The sequence below is a fragment of the Novosphingobium olei genome (genome assembly GCF_037076535.1).
Taxonomy (GTDB): domain Bacteria; phylum Pseudomonadota; class Alphaproteobacteria; order Sphingomonadales; family Sphingomonadaceae; genus Novosphingobium; species Novosphingobium olei.
The window spans coordinates 2,393,753-2,419,930 of record NZ_AP029021.1; the positions used below are offsets into that span (position 1 = coordinate 2,393,753).

Consider the following 26,178-nt stretch of genomic DNA (forward strand, 5'->3'; position numbering starts at 1 on the left):
GGCACCCGATCGATCTGTTGTTACCGCCTTGATCGCGGCGACCTGGCCCCGCAGCGAAAACCGATAATTTCAGGTACGCCTGCCGAACGCGACTTTTCCGGCTGGTCTGCGTCGGTATCTTATCTTCGACCGGCATCCCGAGGTGAAACTCGCCTGCGATCCTCAGATCTTGTGGCGCCGACCGCAATATACCGAAAATTACCTCAACCACCCCAAAGATCCCGCGGCGCTGATTGCTGCGCTTCGACGCGTGGATCAGATCTACGCAATGCCGGGACTGCATTCCTTGCTTGTTCGCCGCCTGGCATCATCCGAAAACCTGAATCTGACCAAAGACCGATCCGTGGACGGTAACATCAGGGCGTTCGGCAACACGATCAATCATCCTGTCGGAACCTCCAAAATGGGCGGTGCCGGTGAAGCCGTCGTCGACAATCTTCTGCGCGTCCATGGAGTCAGCGGCCTGCGCTTAGCTTACGCCGCGATCATGCCGACGATCGTTTCCGGCGACACCAACGCGCCAGCGATCATAATCGGCGCCATGGCTGCGTGGATGATCATGGAAGACAACGCCGCAGGTTCGCGAACCGTGGGCTCAAGCACTCTTCTCAAACCGGCATGCGTGCCTTCACCGCGCTGACGAACCGTTCTTTGAGCAGCGCCAGGGACGCAGTCGTCAGAACCTTATCACCAATTAAATCACGGCCGATCGCCAAGCCCTGCGTCGCGCTGATGAGCAGATAAATCTCGGTCAGCAATCCGCTAAGATCGGACAAACCGTACTGCTCGGCTACAGTCATCACCTTGGCGCTGGTTAGGGAATTGACGTTTGCCATGGCGCGGCGCAAACCCTCCTCCAGCAGTGGATCCCAGCGGCTGGCCAGCTGGATTTCCGTCAAGGCCCGCGCGGGAAGGTCGTTCTGAACCCGCCACAGGATATTGGGAAAGTCCATCAAGCCCCTGAGCAGGTCCCCGTGACGGAGCAACCCTGCTTCAACAGAGCCCATCATTCGCACCATTGCCTCCTCGCCGGCGGCAGCAACCAGCAAGTCCCTCGTTGGGAATTGGTGCAGCAGCGAGCCGCGGCTCACACCAGCATCATCGAGCACCGCTTGCGTGCTCGTGGCGGCATATCCTTGCAGCGCAATAAGCTTGATCGCGCTCGAAAGCAGGATTTCGCGCATGGCTTGCCCGCGCCGGGTCTTGGCTCCCGTCCGCTCGCCAATTCCATCGACCATGCTTTCCTTCGACACTGCTCTTCCCGCCACGTAAGTCACGTGGCAATGATGCAGAAAAGATCGGGCGGCGTAAACCGCACGCAGCCGGTGCGTATCAACTGGCGAAGAACCGAAGCCCGTCAAAATCACCCCGCCCCAGCCAGTCATCCATCACCTGAAAGAACGCCGCCGCGCCCGCGCCATAACCGAAGCCCTGTGCCGCTTCCTGTGTAAGCTTGCCTTCAAGATTGTAGTAGCCCGGTGTGCACTGTTCGAAGAACGGAATCAGGTTCCCGGCCACGTCTCCGCAATGCGCGACCCAGGCATCCTCGGCCTGCTGCGTCACCTCGATCTGCGGCATTTCGATTTTTCGCGCATGGGCGACGATCGCCGCAATGGCCTTTGCACCTTCGGCAAGGCCATGGCAAAAATTGGCCGGAAGCGCAGCCTGCGCGGTCTGGTGCAGGAACAGGTTCGGAAAGCCGTGGACCTGCATCCCGTGGAACGTCGTAAAGCGGCGCGCCCACTTGGCCTGCAGGGATTCCCCACCCCGTCCCACAATGTCGTACCCGGCTCGGCGAATATAGTCGGTGCCGACCTCGAACCCGGAAGCAAAAACAATACAGTCGACCGGGTATTCTTTCTCTCCCACGCGGAAGCTCGTTTCCCCGATAGCATCGACACCGCGCCCGTCTGTGTCGACGAGCGTCACATTCGTGCGGTTGAACGTCTCCAGGTAGCCGTCGTGAAACACCGGTCTCTTGCAGAACCGCCGATACCACGGCTTGAGCGCCTCGGCCGTCGCGGGATCACGCACAACAGCATCGATCCGGCCGCGGATTTCGTTCATCTTCTCGGCATCCGCGATCTCGCCGGCCAGGATGATCTGTTCGAGCGCGTCCTCACCTGTGGCGCTCTGTGCGGCGGCGGCGATGCGGGTGAACAAGAACGTCCAACCGTCCTGGATCAGATCCTCGCTGGCCATGCCGCCCGATGTCAGCGCGTTGAAATTGTTGATCAGTTCCTGCTGCCATCCGGGCTTGAGCGATGCCGCCCAGTCCCGATCTGTTGCCACTTCCTCGCGCACGTCGACGCCTGAGGGTGTGCGCTGCACCACGTAGAGATGCTCGGCGTGCTCAGCGAGATAAGGAGTGCACTGGATGCCGGTCGCGCCAGTGCCGATGATCGCCACGCGCTTGCCCTTGAGGCCTGTCAGCCCCCCATCGGGCGAGCCGCCGGTGTAGCTGTAATCCCAGCGGCTGGTATGGAACGTGTGCCCCTTGAACCCGGCGATGCCCGGAATCCCCGGCAACTTGGGCTTCGACATCGGACCGTTCGCCGTCACGAGATAGCGTGCCTCGATCGTATCCCCACGATCTGTCGATATGCTCCACAATCCGCTGTCCTCCTGCCAGCGCGCTTCTGTCACCGCGGTCTGGAACAGCGCCTTGTCGCGCAGGGCCCAATGATCGACAATCCGTTCGGCATGGGCGAGGATTTCAGCGCCCGATGCATAATTGCGCGGCGGGAGGTACCCAGTTTCCTCCAGCAGCGGAAGGTAGACGTAGGACTTCATGTCGCAGGCCAGGCCGGGATAGCGGTTCCAGTACCAGGTGCCACCAAAGCTGCCCGCCTTGTCGATCATCAGAACATCGTCAATGCCTGCGTCCTTGAGTTTTACTGAAGTTAGAATGCCCCCGAAACCCGCCCCAACGATAGCCACCTCGCAGCGCCGCACGATGGGCGCACGTTCGATCCACGCGACATAGGGATCGTCGGTAAAGTAAGAAAACTCGCCGTCGGCCTCGATGAACTGCTTGATGCCATCGGTGCGCAATCGCTTGTCACGCTCCATTCGGTACTTGGCGCGGAGCGTTTCAAGGTCAACGGGCTGGGCGTTCAGGTTGGTCATTGGCATGTGTCTGATCCTTGCCTCGAACGGCCTGCACCGGCCGATCGTGGAGGGAGTGCATCAGGAAAGATTCGGCAAATTCCGGGGCAATCGAAGACGATCAGGCCGGCTTGACCCAGAATTCGTCGAGACCACGAAAACCGGGGTTGCTGCTGAACACGGGCGTATGCGCGGCGTCGGCGACCAGGCCGGGCAGCCGCTCGATCATTGCCTTCAGCAACTCCTGCGCCTCCAGTCGAGCCAGCGGTGCGCCAAGGCAGATATGTCGCCCACCGCCGAAGGAAAAATGCTTTACGGCCTTGCGCGCGATGTCGAACTTTTCAGGATCGACGTTAAGCGCAGGATCGTGGTTCAGCGCGGTCAGCATGATCGAGATGTTCGCGCCCTTCGGAATGGCGACGCCGCCAACTTCCATGTCTTCGGGAGCGATACGGTCGGTCGAAAAGATCGGCGGCTCATAGCGGATCGCTTCATCGACCGCACTCGGGATCAGAGCGGGATCGGCACATAACCTTGCCCAGTTATCTGCGTCTTTCAGAATTTGGCAGAGCATCGTGCCGAGAAGGTCGGTTGTGGTCTGGTTGCCGGCGATCAGCAGCAGCTGGGAATGCTCGATGATTTCCGCGTCTTCCAAGCGCTGCCCGTCATGCTCGGACGTCATCAAGGCGGTGATCAGATCGTCGCCCGTCATTCCCGCAGCCCGGCGTGCTGCGATTTCGGCGGCGAACAAGTGGTACAGGCTAACAGCCGCTTCCGCTCCGGCCGCCTTGACTTCGGCTGGCGCAAGAGGATTGAGGCTCGCCGCGACCATCTGGTCCGACCAAACCTTGAAATCGTCGTGGTGGCTGGGATCGACACCCAGGATCTCGGCGATGGTGATCGTCGGCAGCGGCCGCGCGATGGCCTCGATGAAGTCGAAGCTGCCGCCTGCCACGGGATCGAGTAGGCGGCGGCACAGCGCAGCGACACGCGGACGCGCCCGCTCGATGCGCTCGGCATTGAATGCGCGGGCGACAAGACCGCGCGCCCGCTTGTGCAACGGATCGTCCATGAACAGCAGCGGCGGCGCCTTGGACAGATCCTCGCCCCGCATCCGCCGGGTCGACGTTTCGGCAGTCATCCGCGGATCGGTCGGCAAGCTGCGGTCAGCCAGGACCTTGCGCCCGACTTCAGCCGAAAGCACAACATAATCGCGCAACTGACCATCAGGATAGACCGGACAGCGATTGCGCGCGCCGTTGAGAACGGCTTGCGGGTTTTCCCTGAAGACGGGAGAAAGCGAAGTCAGTTCGACGCCCCGCGGAAGGTCATCCTGGACAAGAGTGGTCATCGGTTGTTCCTTGGAAATCGGCTGAAGTTAAGTGAGCGGCTGAAGGTTCAGCATCTGCTTGGCAAATTGCAGAAGACCCACATCGCTGGCTGGTTCGCCCTCTATGGCGGCTTCGATCTGCCGATGCCGGGTCTCGATCTCTTCGCGGTATTCAGGGTGCGTGATCACATAAAAGCGCCGTTCCGCCAAAGCGGCAAAGGCCTGATCGGCAACGGCATCCGACGCAATTCCGTTGCTAACGAACGAGCGGGTAAAGGCGCGCTCCTCCTCTGCTGCGGCAGTGATCGCGCTGCGCTCGACTTCGGCAGGCAGGTTGCGGTCAGCCTCGGTAATGTTCGTTGCAACACTGCCTGGACACAACACGCTGACATGAATGCCGTGGGGGCGCAGTTCGTGGGCGAGCGTCTCTGACACGGCAAGCACGGCATGCTTGGTTGCCGAATAGACTGCCGAAGTGCCTGGCGATGTGATCAGACCGGTGATCGAAGCGGTATTGATCACATAACCCTGCTGCCCGCTATCGATCATGGCGGGCACGAACAAGCTAATGCCGTACCCTGTGCCAAGCACGTTCACCGAGACCATCCAGCGCCAGTCCTCGGGCGTCGCGCCACTGGCCGGTGCCTTCCACGCCACACCCGCGTTGTTAATCAGCAGATGGGGGGCACCATGTTCGGAAAGAACCGAATTGGCTACCTCGCGATACTGGTCCAGATTGCCCACATCAAGGATGTATGTGAACACTTTGACACCCTCGCCCCGAAGCGATTGCGCTGCCGATAGCAGGGCGCCCTGCTCGATATCCGCCAGCAGGATCGTCATCCCCTCTGCCGCGCAACGCTTAGTTAAAGCGAGGCCGATACCGCTGGCTCCACCGGTGATAAAGGCTGCCTTTCCACGAAGATCCATGAATTGCCCTTCCCCTCCAAGATCGGAGCTCATATGGATTCCAATCCATCAAGTAGTCTGCTTAGACTATTTTTAGAGTGAGCGCCATCGTGATTTTCGACAGCCGCACAAAAATGTTCGCCGGCGTGGGCGGAAGCTGCCTCAGCCGCCTTGGGGCGGCGTGTAATAGAGTGCACGGCTGCCGAGATCCTTGCGTACCCGCGCAATCTCGTTGCGAGCGATCATCCTGAGATGCACTTCATCAGGGCCATCGACAAAGCGCAGCGCACGCGCCCAGCCGAGAAAGCCTGCCAGCGGTGTGTCATTGGTCAGGCCCATCGCCCCGAAAACCTGCACCGCGCGGTCGATCACGCGCGTCTGCAATTGCGCGGCCACGACCTTGATCGCCGACACGTCGATCTTGGCAGCCTTGTTGCCCTCCCGATCGAGCACAGCTGCAGCGCGCAGCACGAACAGGCGGGCCTGATCGATTTCGATTCTCGACAGCGCGATCCAGTCCTGGATATTCGCATAGTCCGAAAGGTTGCGGCCAAAAGCCCTGCGCTCCAGCGCCCGCTCGCACATCAGGTCGAGCGCCAATTCGCATTGCCCGATGGTCCGCATGCAATGGTGTATGCGGCCCGGACCTAGCCGCGCCTGCGCCAGCGCAAAACCAGCGCCTTCGGCACCCAGCAGGTTTGTCACCGGCACCCTGACGTCGCGGTACAGCATCTCGCAGTGCCCTTCGACCGCGAGATGGTTCAGCACCGGCACGTTCCTGACGATGGTCAGTCCCTGCGTGTCCATCGGAACGATTACCATCGAATGCCGCTCGTGCGCCGATGCGCCGTCGGCATCGTTGGTGATGCCCATCACGATCGAGAACCTGCAATTGGGGTGAAGCGCGCCGGTGGTGAACCACTTGCGGCCATTGATCACGTATTCGTTACCTTCGCGGCGAATGCGCGTCTGCAGGTTGGTCGCGTCTGCCGAAGCGACATCCGGCTCTGTCATGGCGAAGCAGGAACGTATTGAGCCAGCAAGCAGCGGGTCGAGCCAGCGTGCGCGCTGTTCGGGCGTTGCGAAAAGATGCAGCAGTTCCATGTTGCCGGTATCGGGCGCACTGCAATTGAACACCTCTGCTGACCACGGCATGCGGCCAATCATCTCGCCCAGCGGCGCGAATTCAAGGTTGGAGAGCCGCGTGCCCGGCTCGTCGTCCCGCAACGCGGGCAGGAACAGGTTCCACAGACCCTCAGCCCTCGCCAAGTCTTTCAGCGGCTCCATGATCTCTGTGGGGTAACGCCCGGCCTCGGTCGCATGTGCCCAGGCGCGATTGTGCGGAAGGACGTACGCGTCGAGAAAATCGCGCATGCGGGTGCGGAGTGCGCCGACGCGCTGTGAATATGCAAAGTCCATGATCTATCCTTGAGAAATTTTCGGTCAGGTGACCTGTTCCACGGCCAGCCGCGCGAACCGCCCGGCGAGACAGCCCACGTCGGACGCATTTTCTGCAGTCGCTGTGCCTTGGCGCGCACGCGCTGCAATGCCTTCAAAGATCACTGCAAGCCGGAACAGAGAAAAGGCGGTGTGGAAGGGCTCTACCGCAAAATCGTGGGTCGCCCGCTCATGATAGCGGGCAAGATATTCGGCCTCGGACGGGATACCCAGGGACTTGGGATCGAGATCCGCCATGCCCATGTACTCGGCGGCCCCCAGTTTCCAGCCCAGCGCGCTGTAAGCGACGTCAGCGGCAGGATGGCCCAGTGTGGACAGCTCCCAATCCAGCACTCCGACCACCGTAGCTTCCGTCGGGTGGAACATCAGGTTGCCGATGCGGAAATCGCCGTGAGCTATCGTCGTGATATCACCGGGCGGCACGTTGCGCGGCAGCCAATCGATTAAGAAGTCGATGTCCGAAGATGGCTCGGCACCGGCAAGCCCCCATTGCTTTGTCCAGCGGCGCACCTGGCGGTCGAAAAAATCACCGGGACGCCCGAAGTCGGCCAGTCCAAGCCGCTCCCAATCGACCGCATGCAGCGAGGCAAGTGTATCGGCCATCGCCAGGTACATCGCACCGCGATCTTGGCGGCTGACACCCGGCAGCGCAGGATCGTTGAACACGCGCCCCTCAATGCGGTCCATCAGGTAGAAGGGCGTGCCGATCACCGCCGGATCACTGCAATAGTGAATCATCTTCGGCACCGCGATGCCGCTCTGCGCCAGCGCGCTCATGATGCGATATTCCCGATCAATCGCGTGCGCAGACGGCATTGCGGCAGCCGGCTGCTTGCGCAGCACCATGCGCACATCGCCCCGAGTCAGGAAAAAGGTCGGATTGGACTGACCGCCGGCAATCGGCTCGATCGAAAGCGCTTGCCCTCCCACACCTAGCACCGAGTCGAGATAGGCCCCCAACGCAACCTTCACGCGTTCCATCGCAAATTCCATCTAACTAGTCTACTTATCCTACATTTATTGAAAATTCGGGAATTATTTGCAACATAAAACGGCCTTAAGCCGACCTTTTATCAAGATTGCGCACAAAAAGTGATCAGCATAAACTACTTTTCTCCGCTGTGAGAAATGTGTAGCGAGGCTTGGGGAACGGGGAGCCAACGCGGTTGGCGCCGTGGCTACACGCTCGCACACCATCGAAATGGAAGAGACCCAGAGGAGGGGAAATGTTCAGATCAGCCTTGGCCAGGACTGCGTCCTTGGCCGCCACCAGCTTTCTCGCACTAGCCATCACGTCGGTTGCCCATGCACAGTCGGCCCCTGCACAATCGGGATCTCCGGAGCAGCCCGGAACAGCACTAGAAGCCCCGTCAAGCGAGATCATCGTAACCGCGCAGAAGCGCAGCGAACGGGTCAACGATGTCGGCATGTCGATTCAGGCGCTGAGCAATGTCGCGCTGAGCAATGCCGGGATTGCCGCGCCGCAGGACCTGGTCAAGATCGTTCCTGGCTTCAACAGCAACCCTACGCCGTATGGCTCCAACGTCTTCACGCTGCGCGGTATCGGTTATCAGGAGACGACGCTCTCTGCCGCACCGACCGTCACGGTCTATTCCGATGAAGTGCCGATTCCGTTCAGCCCCGAAACCGCCGGGGTGGCGCTCGACCTTCAGCGCGTCGAAGTGCTGAAGGGGCCGCAGGGCACTCTATATGGCCAGAATTCCACAGGTGGCCTGATCAACTTCATCGCCGCCCGCCCGACCGACACCTTCAGCGCCGGCGGCGAAGTCAGCTACGGCCGCTTTGACGCTGTAGACATCAACGGCTTCGTGTCCGGCCCGCTTAGCAGCACGCTCAAGGGCCGCTTAGCCTTTTCGGCAAGCCAAGGCGGCGCATGGCAGAAGAGCTACACGACTAACGCCAAGCTGGGCGAGCGCGATCTGCTGAATGGCCGCGTCCTGCTCGACTGGGATCCCGCCAGCAACTTCCACGCCAGCCTGAATGTCAGCGCGTGGCGCGATCATGGCGAGACCCCCGCCCCGCAGTTCTTCGGGATCCAGGTGCTCACACCCGGTGCCGAGCTGCTGATGCCGCCAGGCCTGCTGGCCTACCCGGTCGCCCCGAAAAACAACCGCGCTGCTGATTGGGACGCGGGCGTTGACTATCATCGCCGAAACTCGTTGCTCTTCAGCTCGCTCAAGCTGAAATACGACCTCGACGAGGATGTCAGCCTGACATCGATGACCTCATACCAGCGCTTCAAGCGCAATCAGCCCGTGGAAGGCGATGGCACCGCGTTTCAGGACTACTCCACGATCCAGGCGGGCGACGTGAAGACCTGGTATCAGGAGCTACGCGTCGATGGCAGCTTTGGCGGCAAGGGAAACTGGCTGATCGGCGGCAACTACGAACACGATACCGTTTTCGATCAGTTCCGCATTCTCAATCGCGACGGGTCATTCAGCCACGTCCTGCTGTCGCTGTCGCCGCTTACGATCCTCAACCTACCCGGCAACTACGAACAGACTGATCAGAAGATCAAAACGGTGGCGGCCTTCGCCAACGTCGAATACCCGTTGACCGAAACGTTAAAGCTGCAGGGCGCCGCCCGCTATACCCAAACCACCCGCGATTTCTTCGGTCAGGCCTACGATGGTGTAAACGGCAACACGGCGTTCTTCTTCACCCTGCTGCAGGCGCAGCTGCGCGCCGCTTACGGCATTTTCACGCCCAGCGGACAGATGCCTGGTTTGAACGATTGCCTGTCGCTGGGCGCCGCGCCGACTTTCTTGATGGGGTGCCGCAAGGACCGGCTCAAGCAAGACAATGTCAGCTGGCGCGTCGGCCTTAACTGGAAGGTCGATGCCAACACCCTGATCTATGCCAACGTCAGCCAAGGCTACAAGGCAGGCAGCTTCCCCACCATCATCGCCTCAACTCAGGCCGAGATGGACCCGGTGACGCAGGAACGGGTGCGCGCCTACGAAGTCGGCCTCAAGACCTCGCTGTTCGACCGGACGCTCGATATCACCGCTGCCGGTTTCTACTACGATTACCGCAACAAGCAGACCATCGGCCGCTATGCAGATATTGCTTTCGGTACCCTGCTCAAGCTGCTCAATGTTCCGAGATCGCGTGTTGCAGGCTTCGAGGTGGCCGCATCTTGGCGGCCGGTTGCAGGACTGACGATCAATCCCGTCCTGTCCTACACCGACACCAAGGTTCGCGGCCAGTTCCTGAACTTCGATTATGTCGGCGCACCGGCTGATTTCGGCGGCCGCGCCTTTCCGCTGGTGCCCAAGCTGCAGACCTCGGTGGATGCCCAGTACCGCTGGGCTCTGGCCGAAAATCTCAACGCATTCGTCGGGGGCAACCTGACCACGCAGAGCGGTACCTACACCAGCTTCGTGCCCAATGCGAACGAGAGGGTTCCGGCCTACCAATTGGTCGATTTGCGTGTAGGCGTCGAAGCCGGAAACTGGCGTTTCAGTATGTGGGGCCGCAACGTGACCGACAAATGGTACTGGACGTCCGCCACGCGCATCAACGATGCCCTGGTCCGCCAGACCGGGATGCCGCGCACCTTCGGCGCAACGATCGGCTTCCATTACTGAACTCTGCGCGAAGGGGCCGGACGTCGCCTTCTCGACATCCGGCCCACGTCTTAACAATGGTCGCATTACTTTATAGTCTATTTAGACTATTAGGCGCGCGACATTTGCGTCGCGATTGAGGATCTCCAATCTTCGCCCTCCCCAATCGGTGATCCAACCCCCATTTACGACATGCTGCAGAACCATACTAAACTAGGTATTCTCGGAGATCCGCCAATCGAGCGAGCCGAGAACGATGCGAGACACCTTCCACAATCAGCAGCGCGACACCGCCGCATTAAAATATTTTATAGTCCGCGTTGACTGGTTTGTTTTTTTCTCCAAGGTGGAAACGGCAAACGGACGAGTCGCAATTCCGGCAGCTGGCAAATCGCGGATGCCCGGACCGCCAAACCCGCCCCTTGGCAGCAGCAAAATCGGTCGGAACAGGCCGGACTGGGAGAAAATTGGCCATGAACAAAGTGCGTTTGCGCGCGGCCGCGTGCACCCTTGCAGTATCCATTCTGAGCACAGGCAGCTTCGCCCTACCGACAGCGGCTTCGGCTCAGGCGATCGGTGAATTTCCGCCGATCGAAACTGGCATCACCCTGCCAAAGGACGAAGCCGCGCATCGTCAGCCCGCCGAATGGTGGTACATGACCGGCTTTATCGATGGCACCGACCCCTTGGGCAAGAAGCGTTCCTACGCCTATCAGGTCGTGGTCTTCCAGATCGCACCAGTCGCCGGTCTTCCCCCGGTTTATGATGCGCATTTCGCCATCTCCGACCTGAATCGCGGCACCTTCAGCTTTGAAAAACGCACCCTGCCGGGTCTATTCACCAGCACGAAAAACCGCTTCGATCTCGACGTGCTCGGGTTCAAGATGGGCGGCTCCATGGGCGGTTATTACGCCAAGGCCGCGCGTGCGGACCTTCAGTATGCGATCGACCTCACTTCGCAGGCGACACAGGGACCGACGCTGAACGGCGCCAATGGCGTCGAGACCTACGGCACCTGGAAGTCCCCTTACTATTCCTACAACGTCAACCGCACGACAGGCACGCTTTGGGATCATGGCGTGCCGATCAAGGTCACCGGTACCACTTGGTACGACCACGAATGGGCCACCGGCGCTCCCGGTCAGGCTGACAGCGGCTGGACGTGGTTTGGCGTCTCGATGGATGACAACACGCAGTACAACCTCAGCTTCTTCATGAAAGGCAATGGCACAATCGACAAGGTCATCGGCGTGAAGACAGCGAATGGCACGTTTACGCCGATCCCGGAGAACCAGCTCAGCCTCGAACGCATGGGCAGCTGGAAGAGCCCCCACACGGGCTACACCTATCCGGCGAGCTGGAAGGTCAACCTCCCGGAAGGTTCGATCAATATCGTGCCGATGATCCAGGATGCGGAGCTGTACGCCCCGGTTACTCAGAAATTTTATTATGAAGGCCCCGCGAAAGTCACCGGAACCTTGGGGGGCAGGGCCGTAACTGGGAAGGCGTTCGCGGAGATGAACCCTTGGGGTGTCGATTGGGGCTTACGGATTTTGCCCTAAAATACCGACAAAATGCTCAAAACAGGAGGGATGAATGAATTGGAAGAGAGGTCGCAGGCTTCTGGGCCGCGCAGCATGCTGGCTGTCCGCAGTCGCAATGCTTGGCGGGATCGCTGCATCGCCAGCCCAAGCCCAACTTTTTGAACAACCTGCACCCGTAGTCCTGCCCAAGGACGAAGGAGCCCATCATAGCCAGCTTGAATGGTGGTATTTCGTTGGCCACCTTTACGGCACAGATCCGAGCGGCGCCAAGCGAGAGTACGGTTACGAGGTCACCGTGTTCCAGCTCTGGCCATTGCCGCTCGGCCCCGCCACTTATTCGTGGCACGTCGCCGTCACCGACGTGAATAACAAACTCCATCGGGTCGAGGAGCGGATCAAGGCTGACCTTATCCCGACGCAAACCGGCGGGTTTAGCTTCACCAACAAGGACTGGTCGATCAGCGGGTCTCAGCAACGGTACGCGATCAAGGGCATGCTTTCCGATGGCCGCTTTGGCATTGATCTGACCACAAGCAGTAAAATTCCTTTCGTCGTCCACAATGGCAACGGCGTCGTGGATTACCGCCCGATTGGCAAAACATCAGCCTACTATTCGTCGACCGCGCTCGACACCGTCGGCACAATTTACGACAATGGCGTCCCGATCAAAGTCACCGGTATTTCTTGGCAGGACCGCCAATGGTTCGTTAAAGGTACTGTCATCGACGGTGGCGGAACGATTTTTGGCGGTGGCTGGAATTGGTTCGCGATGCAGCTCGACAATAACACGCAATACATGCTTTATTATCTGCAGGACCCGTTGACCGGTGCCGTCGTGAACAAGTTCGGTACGCGCGTTGTGAACGGCGTCAGTAGCAAGCTGACCGGCGCGCAGATGGACCTCAACGTCCTTTCGACTTGGCGCAGCCCGAAATCGGGTTACAATTACCCGTCGAAGTGGAAAGTGATCCTGCCCGAGGGCGCGGTGACCGTTACCCCGCAGGTCCAGGACCAAGAAATGATCTGGCCAGGCCACCGCACCTATTGGGAAGGCACTTCGGAAGTTGCGGGCACGCTCAATGGACAGACCGTCACTGGACGTAGCTACGTCGAAGTAAATCCCTACAACCAGCCATATGCTTCGCTGCCATAAGGGGCGCGGTTAGAGGATGTCCGGGTGTGCTGCACCCGGACATTTTCCGATTCTTGAGTATCTGCTCACTTAAAAGGTACGAGAATCTGGACCTTGCGAGTTTCGGAGACGAACTGCGCCGCATCCTGTTTTGGAAGGTTTGGTCAAATGCTTGCTGTTTGGGACTCGTTTACTGGGGTTACAAGCCGAACAATCGCGCTCGCACGGGTCATCAGACTGACTGTAGCAATCATACTGGCCTCATTCTTCTGCGTTCGGCCCGCCCTTGCACAGACCGGCGAAGTCCTGTCGTACCTGACCGCAATAACAGTGGTCGAGGATGCGGACTCCAAGACCGTGCTGAAGCTGCAGCTTGCGCCACGCATGAATAGCCATGTCGCGGCATCCGATGCTTCTGGCACACCGGCCATCGCGTTCACTCTCACGCAACGGGGCCAGCAGCTCGCGATACCCGTCCTTTTCAAAGGGCCGCTGAAGACCATTCGGGTTGAGGAAAACCCTGGCTTCCTGTTTTTGCGCTTCGACACAAAATATCCCGGCGCGCAGATCGCATCGGCTGACAATTCCGATGCGAGCGTCATTGTAACTATCAGCGATCCACATGGTGGCGGCGATCGTGCAACGCCGTCCGCCACTTCGGGCAACGGCACGGGCAATGCGGCCGGCATGGGGTCGTCTTCGGTTGATTACGCAGCGATGGGCTTCGCGCTTGTTATGCTCGAATATGCCGATGTCAGCGAAGTTGCAGGCCTTTTGGCCGACAGCGGCGCGATTAAGCCCAACGATACCTTCGTACCCCGCTCCCCCGGTTTCGGATCGACCAGCGCCAGCGGCATGGGCAACAGCTACAACCCGGGGCCCCAAACCCAAACTGGTGAAGCCCAATCGTTGGGGCAGCCAGTCAATGCAAACATTGCGATTGATCGCCGGCTCAATGCCATCTGGCTGAGGGGCGATACCGAGACTATCAAGCGGCTGAAGGCCCAGATCGCGGCGATTGACCGCCCGATCGACACCGTCATGCTTGAAACCCAAATCGTGGAGCTGACCGAAACCGGCGCCCGCAACATCGGCCTCGATCTTGCCAACGCCAACGGCCAAGTGGCGACCGCCTACGGCTCCTACGGGAACATTTCGTCCTCCGGCGGTGCCTTTCCACTAACCCGTTACCAGTTCAACGGCACGGTCAATGTCCAGGCCGCGCTCTATGCCCAGATCCAGAAGGGCGAAGGCAAAATCCTTTCCCGCCCACGCATTGCCGCGCAAAGCGGCGCGTCGGCCCGGATCGTCACCGGCGATGCCATCCCCATCCTTACCTCGATCACGCTTTCCGGAGTCAACGGAGTTTCACAGCAGGTCCAGTACGTCAATGTCGGCGTGACCTTGCAGATCGCCCCGCGCGTCACCGAGGAAGGCATCGTTTCGAGCCACATCTACTGCGTCGTCTCGAGCGTGACCGGCTATCTCCAAGGCTATCCCACGATCAGCCAGCGAGAGGCTGAAACCTTTGCCACGGTGCGAGACGGGGAATCGTTCGTCATCGGCGGGCTGTCGCAGGAGAGCTCGATCAAGAACCGGTCGAAACTGCCGATCCTGGGTGACCTGCCAATCCTTTCGATTCTGGCGGGTGCCAGCAAGATCAGCAAGCAGAAAACCGAACTTTACATCATGGTAACACCCCACGTGATCCGCAGGCTCGATCTCAAGACTGCCGGCGGTCGCGATGCGGTTCCTCCTGGTGCGCTCGTTCCGACGCAGCCATGAGGCCGCCTTTGCCCACTTAGCTTTAGCGGACAGAGGATCTCGCCCCCCAACACGATCGGTTCCACCCGCCTGAAATCCTATCCCAAAAAACGTGACGGAAGCAGCGGAAAGTTCCATCCAGAAAGGCATACATCTAAGGCCTCAAAAAAATCATGAACGAGTTGGGCGCACGATGGCGGACCTGACCTGCCACCTTTGCTTCACGCGATTATGAAGGCTGAGCTCGGCGACCTCTACATTTTTCATGGCGGGGTTAGCCATCGGTTGGAGTCAAGGTTCTCGAGAACCTAGTTTCCCAAGAATTTCTGTGCCGTAAAGACAGTGTGCTTCCGCAGATTCTCCGGTCATACCAACTGAAAACATTTACTGCGTAGCAATTCTTCTCACCCGTTATACGATACGAATGACAGAAAAGACGGTCCCAATTGTATGTAAGATGATTTATATCTTTAAACTAATTCAATATCTGCAATATTGGAATATTATTTTGCTATATGACTATTTCATTGTTATTTCTGTGTTTATAAAATTTAGTCTACTTTATTGTTTCATAAATGCGTATTTAAAGATTTTAAACTTGGAATAAAAATGCAGAATAAAGTGTTTCTTATGAAAATCTTCAAGTGCGATGAATATCTATTCAGGCACCTAGTTGAACCTTATTTTGCCTTGGAGGCAGCACACCTCCACAGGAAAATTATCGACTTTCAATTCACCTAAAACTTCGATAATTAAATCATATGAAACCTTCACCTCACCCCTTGGAAGATGACCGTCTACGAGAGCTGCGGCGATACGCGATTTTAGACACCCAAAGGGAGCGAGAGTTTGACGAGCTCGTTGAGATAGCGTCTGAAATTTGCCAAACTCCTGTGTCGGTCATCAATTTCATCGATCATGGTCGGCAATGGTTTAAGGCAGAAGTCGGTTTGGGTGTCAGATCAACCCCGCTTGAAACAAGCCTTTGTGGTCACGCCATCCTGCAGGGTGATTATATAGAAATCCCCGACACGCTTGCTGATGCACGAATGGCAGATAATCCCCTCTGTACTAGCGATCCTGGGTTCCGCTTCTATGCAGGCTCCGTTCTCAAAGGAGCCAACGGTCTTCCGTTAGGCACGCTTTGCGTGTTGGATCACAAACCACGGGAGTTGACAGAACATCAGCGGCGAGTGCTGCGGGTCTTGTCACGCCATATTATGCGCGAACTGGACCTGCGCATATCGCTAGAACGAGAGCAAACGCTGCGACGAGAGGTTGATCACCGGGTCAAGAATTCCCTCGCCTCAATCAGCGCCCTGCTTTCGATGAAAGCCCGCAGAGAAAACAACATTGCCGTGAGATACGCACTCGAGGATGCGATTAGCCGAATTCGCTCCCTTTCGGCTCTTCATGAAGAGCTTCATGAGCTTGGCTGCCAGGATCAGGTCAGCCTCAAATCGCTATTCGCCCGTATTGAAACCGGCCTCCAACGCTTACTTTCTGAAGGGATTGAGTTGAAAATTTCAACGAGCGACGTCAGCGTCGCTCCGGAACTGGCTAACTCCCTTATCCTCGTAGTGAATGAATTCGTCGCCAATTCCGCGAAGCATGCTTTTAGCCTTGGCGTTGGCTCGATCGCAGTGGACATAAAAGTGCAATCTAGCCAATTGGCGCTGGTTTGCCGGGACAACGGGAACGCTGGCCAAGCAGAAGCGGAGCGCGCAGCCATAGGCACAGGGTTGGGCACGCGAGTCATACAGTCCATCGCTTCGTCGCTGAACCTAGTGCCTCAATGGCACGCTAGTGGTAACGGGATGGAATTGAAGCTGAGCGGACCGCTCACTACCGATGTGAAATAACAATTCGATATTTAGTAGTGGCCAGCATAGATTCGGACTGACTCAAAGTAGCGTCATAAACCTGAATTTATGGTCCTCTGGCTTTGGACTTCGGCGCTATGGGTGTCGTATTGCCTCATGATCAAAGTGACTAAGCAGATACTAGGGCGCTGGTAGGCGGCTCGCGATAGTTCCCAAACGCCATCAGCACCGTGACCATCATCACTTGCCCCTCTTTCCATCCAACTGCCGCTGGTCCGTGATCACGGCCTCCTGCCGGTATTGGAAATGGACGGCTACCTCAGCTGCGTCCTGGTGACGCCGCACCTGGAAACCTCGCAGTGGGTCTTGGGCGTGTGGTGAGAGCGGCCTGCCATCGATCCTGCCCGGATCGAACAGGGCCTCATCTCGGCGCTAGCCCATCGCAAGGCCATTGAGACCAGCATCGCCGTTAGTGTTGCGTGCGCCCCACATGGACGTCGGGCGGTCGGCAAGGTGATTTGACCAATGCGGCACTGTGAGGCGCCGCCCGCAACAACTGTAAGACTACTACAGCAACGGGGGCGCCGGCGACCAGATCCACTGGCCGAGGTTACAGATCAGTTGCAGACTTGGTTCACCGAGGAGCCATGGTTCACTGGATGCGAGATGCTGGAAAAGCTCCAGACCAATGTGCCGGGAGATTATACGGAGGGTCTCCTGCGGACCGTCCAGCGTCGATTTAAAGGTTGGCGCACTGCACAGGCCCGAGCGCTCGTGTGCAGCGTAGTAGCTTCCTCGCGCAATAAGGAAATGGCAGCCACATGGGCTTTGGTAGGCGTTGCTTGACGGATTGCCACTCTGCCTCGCCTACGGCTTGGGGCTGCGCGGCAATCCGTCAGGCAAGCAGTGGTCAAGCCCGGCAATGTCTTGCAGGGTACATACTACGTGAGGCAATGATCGACCACTCGGGAACATTCCTCCATGAGGCAACACGAATCCTCATCCAGTTTGTCGCGCTACAGGGGCGCGAGATCGATGCGGAGATTTCTCCTCGCTCGCTGATTAGGCCATGGGCAGCAACTTGCCAGGTCGCCGAAACGGCAAGCTACCGCGCCGGACGATCCCGCGCGCATTGGCAGGGCCAATGCCGAGCGATTAACGACTCGCTTAGCGGTCGATCACGAGCTCGTCAGCCAGAAACATCGCATGGGGGGCCATTGTTCGCACCATCGGCATCGCCCGAGCCCGCAACAAATTCGACTGGCGAACCTGGCTTGTCACCACCTCAGTCACGCGTAACTCGATGGGTTCACTGTACCTGCTTGGGGGGAAAAACCGCCCTCTATGGCCGGGTCCGCCAGCGAAATCAGCAGAGAACCAAACCAAGCGCCTGATCGATTCCATCGCTCTTATTCCATCGGCAGAAGCCGACCCCAAGAGGCGATGCCGAGGCGATTACCGACACCGAACGGGTTGACGGGAAGCCCTAACATCGCGAATAAGCCGCTACTGCGAGTCAGTCGCATTATCAGGAAGGATCGTAGATGGGGGTGTATCCAGAGTTCCGGCAGCCCGAAAGGAAAGGGTGTTCGATTGACCGGCGTCCTCAGAGGTTCGCCGCATGGCAGCACGCCCGGCCGGCGTGTGCATCTCTCGCACTGGCCGTTGCCATGCTCGGCGCTCCAGCTCAGGCGCAGGACAACGACGGCTTCTACTGGCTCAACCGGATGAACCAGATTGTCGTCACCGCAACGCGGACGCCGGTGAAGGTCGAGGATCTGGCGGTTACGGTGTCGCTGCGGACCGATGGGCAGATTGCCGATGAACTCGCCACGGACATCAAGGATCTTGTTCGCTTCGAGCCGGGCGTCAGCGTCCAGCGCCAGCCCGCCCGCTTCAACGCTGCGCTCTCGGCGACCGGGCGGGCCGGCAACGACGGCTTCAACATTCGCGGCATCGGCGGCAACCGGGTGCTCATGCAGGTCGATGGCGTGCGGGTGCCTGATGGCTTCAGTTTCGGCGCGCAAAGTGCCGGGCGCGGCGATTATGTCGATATCGGGCTGATCAAGTCGGTTGAAATCCTGCGCGGCCCGTCCTCGGCGCTCTATGGCAGCGATGGTCTGGCGGGCGCTGTCAGCTTCATCACCGCCGATCCTGCCGATTTCCTCGAAGGCGGCAAGACCGTGGGCGGACTTGTACGCAGCGCCTATTCGAGTGCGGACAACGAGTTTGCCGAAACAGCCATTCTCGCAGGCAGGTCCGGCGCGTGGTCGGCGATGGCTGCCTATACCCGGCGCGACTGGCAGGAACTGGACAACAAGGGGACGGTCGGCGGCCTTGGCGCTGCGCGCACCGAGCCCAATCCCCAGGACGGCCGTTCCGATGCCGTGCTCGCGCGGATCGTCTACGACCCGGCAGGCGGCCACAAGCTGCGCCTGACGGGCGAATACCTTGGCACGCATCTGTTTACCGAGGGCCTGACCGGCCGCAGCGCGACCGTCGAACTGCTCGAGGGTATCGATACGGGCGAGCGCAAGCGCATCGCCCTCGACTGGAGCTGGGAAGGCAGCGGCATCATCGATTTCGCGCGCGCCGCGGTCTTCTGGCAGGATGGCGAGGACCGCCAGTTTACCGACGAGGACCGCACCCCGGCGGCAGACCGCGAGAGGCTCAACACATTCGAGAATCGCGTGATCGGCTTTTCCGCCGATGCGCGGTCCGATTTCGCCACCGGCGCGCTCTCTCACCGGCTTGTCTTCGGCGGCGATTACAGCCGAACGCGCCAGCGCGGGCTGCGCGACGGCGTGGTTCCGCCGGCCGGCGAAGTCTTTCCCACCCGCGCCTTTCCGACCACCGATTTTACCCGGGCGGGGCTGTTTGCCGGTGACCAGATCACGTTCGGCGCGCTGACGCTTTATCCGGCGCTGCGCTTGGACTGGTATGCGCTTGATCCGCGCAAGGACGTTTTGCTGCCCAGCTTCACCGGTGCTTCGCAGAGCGGCGCGCGCGTTTCGCCCAAATTCGGCGCCGTGTGGAAGCTGACCGACACCATCCGTCTGTTCGGCAACTATGCGACCGGCTTCAAGGCCCCTGAACCCGGGCAGGTCAACCAGTTCTTCCAGAACCTCGCCTTCGGCTACACCTCGCGCCCCAACCCCGATCTCGGCCCGGAACGCAGCGAAAGCTTCGAAGGCGGCCTGCGCTATTCCAGCCGAGCGGTAAGCCTCGATCTGACGGCGTTTTCATCACGCTACCGGGATTTCATCAGCCAGGAAGTGGTCAGCGGCAGCTTCACCCCAACCGATCCGGCCATCTACCAGTTCGTCAATCTGGACCGGGTCCGCGTGAAAGGCGCGGAGGCGCGGTTCGAAGGGCGCGCGCGCAATGGCCTCCATGCCACGCTCGCGCTGTCCTACGCGACAGGGGACGTGATCGAGCCGGGCGGCATCCGCACCCCGCTCTCCACGATCGACCCGCTCAAGCTGGTCGTCGGCCTTGGCTATCGCGATCCACGGGGGCGGTTTGGCGGTCAGCTGATCGTGACGCACAGCGCGCGCAAGGCGCTGGACCGCACCACCGGCCTGTGCACCCCGGCCTGCTACCGCCCCGATGCCTTCACCATCCTCGATCTGACCGCGAACGCCCGGATCGCGGAGGGGCTGACGCTGCGGGCCGGCCTCTTCAACCTGCTCGATACGACATATGCCTGGTGGAGCGACGTGCGCGGGCTGGCCTCCACCACGACCATTGCCGATGCCTATACCCAGCCCGGCCGCAACGCGAGCGTCTCGCTCAGCTATCGTTTCTGATCTCAAAGGGAGGCAAACCTGTGAACCCCATCAAGTCTTTATTCGGTGCAAGCCTGCTTGCCGTTGCCCTCGCTGCCAGCCCTGCTCTGGCCCATCCGCCAATCGCCGCAGAACAAGCGGCGGCCAGCTTTGAAACCGACCGCGCCGATATCCTCGCGATGGCGGGGAACTACCGCGTGAGTTTCGACATGCAGGAATCCACCCGCTGGGATCCGGCCTATACCCCGCTGGAAAAGAAAACCTCCGGCGGCCACGAAGTCGTTCGCGTGATCGAGGACACCGGGCGCAAGATCGTGCTTCAGCACCTGCTGGTGGTGGAGCACGAAGGCAAGGACATGGTGATCAAGCACTGGCGCCAGGATTGGGAGTATGAACCAGCCCGCGTGCTGGTCTACGCTGATCGCAACACCTGGAAGTGGGAAGAAGTGCCGGAAAAGATGCGCACCGGCCGCTGGTCGCAGACAGTTTGGCAGGTCGACGATTCCCCGCGCTATGGCGGCTGGGGCCAGTTCGAGACCCAAGGCGGCGTGCGCCGCTGGCGTTCCAACTGGACCTGGCGCCCGCTTGCGCGCCGCGATGCGGTGCGCAAGCCCGTGTATGATCGCTACCTCTCGATCAACCGCCACCAGAACAGCCCCGACGGCTGGATCCACTGGCAGGACAACACCAAGATGGGTTCGAAGCAGGGCAAGCTGGCGCCAATTGTGCAGGAATATGTGCTCAACACCTACACCCGGTTCGATGGCTACAACGTTAAGGCCGCCGACGACTATTGGGCGGCGACCAAAGACTATTGGGCGGCCATTCGCGCGGAATGGGACAAGGTTGCCGCCCAAAAGGGCGGGATCGGCATTCAGGAGGAGGCTGAAACCGGAACCGTTATCAGCGCGCGGCTGATGCAGCTTGCCGACGACATCCGGTCGGGCAAGACCAGCACGTCCAAAGCCATTACCGAGGCGCGCCGCATCATGGACGAAAACACGCGCACGCTTTGAATTGGCGGGCCTTGCCGTTTGGAAGCGACATCGCGCGTTCAAAAAGGCAAGGCCGACATTGTGGGTCTTAGCCCTGTGGGTGGATCGTGCCTATGATTGCACCATCAGCTTCGCGTAATTTTTCTTGTATCGTAGGGATTTACATCAGTGTCTGACATTCTTCACCGGCCCGCGAGATTCGTCGCCAGCTTCACCGCGGCGCAAGGCAGCGCGGCAATCCCGCCACACGCAGATAAAGCGCCCCACGGTGCGAGAAAGAATGGCAAGACAATGAATTCCCGGCGCTATGCGAAAGTGGCAGTGAAACTGGCCTGTTCCGCAGCACTTGCCTTATTCGGGGCCAGCGCGGCTCTGGCCAAGACCGCACCTGCCGCGCGCCTGCAGGTCGATCCGAAGGCGTTTACGCTCGTCCATGTCACGCTCGACGGCAAGCCGTTGGCGCTGCGCCGCTATGAAGCTGTCTATGTCCGCAAACCGGTGGCCATGGCCGCCAATCAGCCCACCCGCCGGATGGGACCGGGAGGCAGCCCGGCTGCGGCGGATAAACAGGTTCTTGCCAACCCCCTCGCCTACCAGTCGCTCTATGTTTTCGTGCCTGAAGGGGCGAAGGCTGATGCGGCCATCATCCTCAACGTCAACAATGGCGGCTGGTTCGCCAGCGAGCTTCGGGCGGGCATCCGCGATGGCGGCAGCTATCAGTCTACCAGCAACACCGACAAGGTCGGCGCCGCGCTTGCCGCCGGCTACGTCTATGTCGACGTAGGCACACGCGGACGCGGCATCGTGGCTGCCGACGGGTCCTATCCGGGCCACGCGCCGGCGGCGGTGGTCGATACCAAGGCGGCCATCCGCTGGCTGCGGCTCAACGATGCCGCCCTGCCCGGTTCGGCGGAACGGATCGTGGTGACGGGCACATCGGGTGGCGGTGGGCTGACTGCGGTGATCGCCGCATCGGGCGACAGTCCCGATTTTCTACCCGAACTGGCCGCGATCGGTGCCGCCGGGATCAGCCGAACCGGAAAAAGCACGCTGTCCGATGCCGTTTTTGCCGCGATCGCCTATTGTCCGATCACCGATCTTGGCCATGCCGATCTGGCCTATGAATGGCTCTACGGGCCGGTCCGGTCGGCGGGCGGCACGGCGGGCGGCCAATGGACGGCGGCCCAGGCTGCTGCCTCGGCCCGGCTGGCAGCGGACTATCCCGCCTATCTGGACAGTCTGGGCCTGAAACTCGCCGATGGCCGGGCGCTGACCGCCGCCACGATGCGCGATGCCATTGGGGCGCAGGTGATCGCGGAAGTGGAGCGCCACATCGCGCAAGGCGGCACCGTGCCCGCGCGAGGCGAACCCTTCAACATTGCCATCCCGCGCATGTTTGGCGGCTCGATGCAGATCACGCGGGCCAACGACTGGGTGACGGTCAGCGGCGGCAAGGTCACCGATTTCAATCTCGGCGCCTACCTTGCGTTCGTCGCTGCGATCACCCCGCTGAAGCCGATGCCCGCCTTCGACCGCAGCCACAACAGCGGCAACACCGGTATCGACGGCGAAAACACGCTGTTCGGCGCGGCCGATCAGGCCTGGTCGAACTTCACAGCCTACGGCTGGGATGCCAATGACGTAGCGGGCGATGGGTCCGGGGCAGACGATGCGGGCCTCGCCTGGCAGAGCTGGATCAAACACAATGGCAAGCCCCTGACCCGGCAGCTTCGCATGATCGATCCCTTCAGCTACCTTGGCGCCAAGGCCGGAGCCAGGGTCGCCCCCTATTGGTATGTGCGCCATGGCATGATCGACCGCGACACTGCCTTCCCTGTCGAAATCGCGCTTTCGCGCGCCATCGCAGGCGATAGCGCGGTGAAGGAACTTGATTTCGCGCTACCATGGATGACCCCCCACAGCGGTGATTACGATGTGCAATCGGCTTATCGCTGGCTGAAAAAGGTCATTGCGGAGAGTGGGGCCGGGCAGGACTTACCATCTAGCTGAAGCGACTAAGTCATATCTCGACGTGAGTAAGTATAGTGGGATTTTCTGACCTTAGCGGCCTCAATCGGTTTCGTGCGGACGCAAAACCACTCTTGATCAGTAGGCCCTTGTTTTCGGATCTGGTATGCACACCCTACGCGGCCTAAGCCGCAGAAATGGGCAAAAGTGCAGCAAATTCAATAAAGGCAACGCTTGAAGCGCTCGGCAGCTTGACTGCTGCTGATGGCCGCCTGGTCCCCAGAATTGGCAATAATTCCGAGACTTTGCCGAGCAGTTCCGATAGTTCTGATGGCCATATGGTCCCCAAACGGCATTTGCCCGGGAACCGGGCATTCCTTGACGGCAATCTGGCTCGCCGGAAAATGCCGCCTGAACCCAGTGAGTACGTCATCTGGGATACGGAGCTTGCGGGCTTCGGGCTGCGGGTTCGACCGTCCGGCAATCGCTACTGGTTCGTTCGGCTGCGCCGCCGTGGCAGGCATTGCCGCGTCTCGTTGGGGAAAGTTGACGAAGTCGATGCCCCCACCGCACGGGGGGAGGCGCGCAAGCGGCTTGCCGAGGTCGCGCTTGATGGTTTGCCGCGCCGCGTATCGGTAAAGATCGCACCATTGTTTTCGGACTATTCCGACGAATTTTGGACGGATTATGCAAGGCATTGGAAGGCCTCGACGCAGAAGCGCAATCTCGACGCGATCAGGCGCGACCTATTACCGCGCTTCGGCACGATGCGGCTCGACCTGATTGGCAAATCTGACGTTGTGCGCTGGCGCGACGATAGCGCGACCGTGCGCGAAAGCCAGTTCAACCGAGCGGTCCCGGTTCTGGCGGCCATGTTCAAATATGCGGCGCAGCTCGGCTACGTTCGGAAAGGGTCAAATCCGTGCCGAGGCATGCCCCGCTTCAAGACCAAGTCCAAGGAGCGGTTCCTTAGCCCCCAAGAGTTCCGTCGTCTGGCCCGAGAACTTGACGCGGACGAGGAAGATTACCCGGCGCAGGTCGCTGCCACGCGCCTGCTGATCTTCACCGGTGCGCGCTTCGGCGAAATCCGCGACCTGGAATGGGACTGGGTCCAATTGCCACGACTTCTCCTGCCCGACAGCAAGACAGGCCCCAAGACCATCTGGCTCAACAGCCAGGCCGTGAAAATCCTTGAGGGGATCAAGAAGCGCGAAGACAGCAAGTACGTTTTCGCCAACCAGTCCGGCGCACGTCCCATCCACATCGACAATTGGTGGTATCCTTTCCGCAAGCGTTGCGCGCTGCCCGACGTGCGTATCCATGATCTTCGCCATAGCTTTGCCTCCGTCGCTGTGCGCGAAAAGGTCCCGCTGGCAACAATCGGTGGACTGCTCGGTCACGTTCTGCCCGAGACAACTGCTCGATATGCTCACCTCGCCGACGAAACGATTGCCGACGCTGCTTCGCGGGTATCGAGCGGGATCGCTGGCTCATTGGGACTTTCCGCATGACGAGCCTGTCACTCAAGCAGATCGTCGAGAAGGCTCTGGCAGAGATCGGCGTCAGCCCGAAATTGGCTCAACCGCCGAAGGGCAAGGCGCGAACGACGACCTGGATTGCCGTGGAAAACGGGTTCGGCATTCGGCACTATCCCAGCGGACGGCATGTCTACATCGTGCAGACGCGGATGGGCGGACGGGTTCGGACGATCACGATAGGTCCGGCTTCAGTCATCACGCGGCATCAGGCGGTGATGGTGGCGCGCCAAGTCATTGCCCATGCGCGCGTCGGCCACGATCCAGCCACTACGCGCGAGCGTATCCGCAATGCGCCGCGCATGGACGACTTCATGCGGGAATACTGGGAGAAGTGCTCCTCGGCATGGAAGCCCTCAACGCAGGAAACGGCCACAGGCTACCGCCGTTGTCACATCGATGGGGCGTTCCCGGAGGCGTTTGTGGATAGCCTCAACGAGGCCGAAGTGACCAAATGGTTCGTCGCGTTGACTGACAGGTCTGGCCCCGGCGCTGCAAACCGGTGCCTCGAAATCTTGCGCGCTGCGCTGAACAAGGCGGAGGAATGGGGATATCGCGTCGAGAACACGAACCCCTGCTATGGTATCCGCCAGAACCGGAAGAACCACCGCAATCGATTCCTGTCAGACGACGAACTAGCCCGGCTTGGCGCTGTCCTTGCCAAAGCACGTGCTGGAGAGGACCGGACAGAGCAGGCTTATGCTTCGGCGATTCTGCTGCTCGTTCTGACTGGATGCCGGGTCGGCGAAATTCTGTCCCTGCAATGGCCCGACCTCAAAGGCCTCCGCCTACATCTGCGTGACAGCAAGACCGGCCCGCGCACAGTCTGGCTGGGTGATGAGGCGCGTGAGCTGATCCTCGCCATGCCTCGCAGCAGCAAGAATCGATGGATTTTCTGGAACTGGCGCTTCGATCGTCAAATCCAGAGCATTCATAGCCCGTGGGCGAAGTTTCGCGATGAGGCCGGTCTGAAGGATGTGCGGCTCCATGATCTACGGCATACTTATGCTAGTCATGCTGTCATGGGCCGGGAGAGCCTTCCCATGATTGGTCGACTTCTCGGCCACGCCAGGGTCAAGTCAACATCCCGTTATGCCCACTTCGAGGACGCGCACCTGTTGGACGCAGCCGAGGCGATCGGCGCTGCGATCGAGCGGGCAATGCTGACCGGCCGACCCTGAGGCGGTGCCACTGTCCATTGAAGCATAATACAAAGTATGATAGTCGGATG

General features: G+C 59.9%; 17 protein-coding genes. 11 read left to right on the forward strand and 6 right to left on the reverse strand.

Going from position 1 to position 26,178, the window contains the following annotated elements; translation table 11 throughout:
- The first annotated feature begins 142 nt into the window (after positions 1 to 142).
- The gene (locus tag AACH40_RS11265) at positions 143 to 640 is read left to right on the forward strand and encodes a GMC family oxidoreductase (RefSeq protein ID WP_338642486.1); all 498 of its coding nucleotides are present in this window, start codon (positions 143 to 145) and stop codon (positions 638 to 640) included.
- On the opposite strand, the gene AACH40_RS11270 is transcribed toward AACH40_RS11265, so the two are convergent.
- From AACH40_RS11270 to AACH40_RS11295, 6 genes are all read right to left on the reverse strand, one after another.
- Complete coding sequence (locus AACH40_RS11270) at positions 609 to 1,385, reverse strand: TetR/AcrR family transcriptional regulator (RefSeq protein WP_338642487.1); 777 nt, start codon at positions 1,383 to 1,385, stop codon at positions 609 to 611. The two genes, AACH40_RS11265 and AACH40_RS11270, sit on opposite strands and share 32 nt — an antisense overlap.
- Entirely contained in the window at positions 1,333 to 3,129 is a 1,797-nt protein-coding gene (locus AACH40_RS11275) for an NAD(P)-binding domain-containing protein (protein ID WP_206069516.1), read from the reverse strand. Before AACH40_RS11275 ends, AACH40_RS11270 begins: the two co-directional genes overlap by 53 nt.
- 100 nt (positions 3,130 to 3,229) lie before the next feature.
- Positions 3,230 to 4,459 (reverse strand): cytochrome P450, encoded by a 1,230-nt coding sequence (locus AACH40_RS11280; RefSeq protein WP_338642488.1) that lies wholly within the window; start codon positions 4,457 to 4,459, stop codon positions 3,230 to 3,232.
- A 27-nt stretch (positions 4,460 to 4,486) separates the two neighbouring features.
- Positions 4,487 to 5,368: an SDR family NAD(P)-dependent oxidoreductase gene (locus tag AACH40_RS11285; RefSeq protein ID WP_338642489.1), complete on the reverse strand. Its 882-nt coding sequence runs from the start codon at positions 5,366 to 5,368 to the stop codon at positions 4,487 to 4,489.
- Between the two features lie 141 nt (positions 5,369 to 5,509).
- Complete coding sequence (locus AACH40_RS11290) at positions 5,510 to 6,766, reverse strand: acyl-CoA dehydrogenase family protein (protein WP_338642490.1); 1,257 nt, start codon at positions 6,764 to 6,766, stop codon at positions 5,510 to 5,512.
- 24 nt (positions 6,767 to 6,790) lie between these two features.
- The gene (locus AACH40_RS11295; protein ID WP_338642491.1) at positions 6,791 to 7,798 is read right to left on the reverse strand and encodes a phosphotransferase family protein; all 1,008 of its coding nucleotides are present in this window, start codon (positions 7,796 to 7,798) and stop codon (positions 6,791 to 6,793) included.
- Between the two features lie 266 nt (positions 7,799 to 8,064).
- On the opposite strand from AACH40_RS11295, the gene AACH40_RS11300 reads away from it, so the two are divergent.
- The 10 genes from AACH40_RS11300 (at position 8,065) to AACH40_RS11345 (ending at position 26,128) form a co-directional block, all read left to right on the forward strand.
- Positions 8,065 to 10,419 (forward strand): TonB-dependent receptor, encoded by a 2,355-nt coding sequence (locus tag AACH40_RS11300; protein WP_338642492.1) that lies wholly within the window; start codon positions 8,065 to 8,067, stop codon positions 10,417 to 10,419.
- Between the two features lie 452 nt (positions 10,420 to 10,871).
- A complete protein-coding gene (locus tag AACH40_RS11305; RefSeq protein WP_338642493.1) occupies positions 10,872 to 11,960 on the forward strand; it encodes a carotenoid 1,2-hydratase in 1,089 nt (362 codons plus the stop codon).
- A gap of 34 nt (positions 11,961 to 11,994) precedes the next feature.
- Positions 11,995 to 13,095: a carotenoid 1,2-hydratase gene (locus AACH40_RS11310; RefSeq protein ID WP_338642494.1), complete on the forward strand. Its 1,101-nt coding sequence runs from the start codon at positions 11,995 to 11,997 to the stop codon at positions 13,093 to 13,095.
- A gap of 336 nt (positions 13,096 to 13,431) precedes the next feature.
- Positions 13,432 to 14,859, forward strand: a complete 1,428-nt coding sequence (locus AACH40_RS11315) for a hypothetical protein (RefSeq protein ID WP_338642495.1) — start codon at positions 13,432 to 13,434, stop codon at positions 14,857 to 14,859.
- A gap of 740 nt (positions 14,860 to 15,599) precedes the next feature.
- Complete coding sequence (locus AACH40_RS11320; RefSeq protein ID WP_338642497.1) at positions 15,600 to 16,700, forward strand: sensor histidine kinase; 1,101 nt, start codon at positions 15,600 to 15,602, stop codon at positions 16,698 to 16,700.
- Positions 16,701 to 18,331: 1,631 nt separating this feature from the next.
- Positions 18,332 to 20,470, forward strand: coding sequence for a TonB-dependent hemoglobin/transferrin/lactoferrin family receptor (locus tag AACH40_RS11325; RefSeq protein WP_338642498.1), 2,139 nt, complete (start codon positions 18,332 to 18,334; stop codon positions 20,468 to 20,470).
- Positions 20,471 to 20,490: 20 nt separating this feature from the next.
- Positions 20,491 to 21,465 (forward strand): DUF6607 family protein, encoded by a 975-nt coding sequence (locus AACH40_RS11330; protein ID WP_338642499.1) that lies wholly within the window; start codon positions 20,491 to 20,493, stop codon positions 21,463 to 21,465.
- Positions 21,466 to 21,735: 270 nt separating this feature from the next.
- A complete protein-coding gene (locus AACH40_RS11335; RefSeq protein ID WP_338642500.1) occupies positions 21,736 to 23,454 on the forward strand; it encodes a subtype B tannase in 1,719 nt (572 codons plus the stop codon).
- Positions 23,455 to 23,609: 155 nt separating this feature from the next.
- A complete protein-coding gene (locus tag AACH40_RS11340) occupies positions 23,610 to 24,923 on the forward strand; it encodes a site-specific integrase (RefSeq protein WP_338642503.1) in 1,314 nt (437 codons plus the stop codon).
- Positions 24,920 to 26,128, forward strand: coding sequence for a tyrosine-type recombinase/integrase (locus AACH40_RS11345; protein ID WP_338642505.1), 1,209 nt, complete (start codon positions 24,920 to 24,922; stop codon positions 26,126 to 26,128). Before AACH40_RS11340 ends, AACH40_RS11345 begins: the two co-directional genes overlap by 4 nt.
- Positions 26,129 to 26,178: the final 50 nt, after the last annotated feature.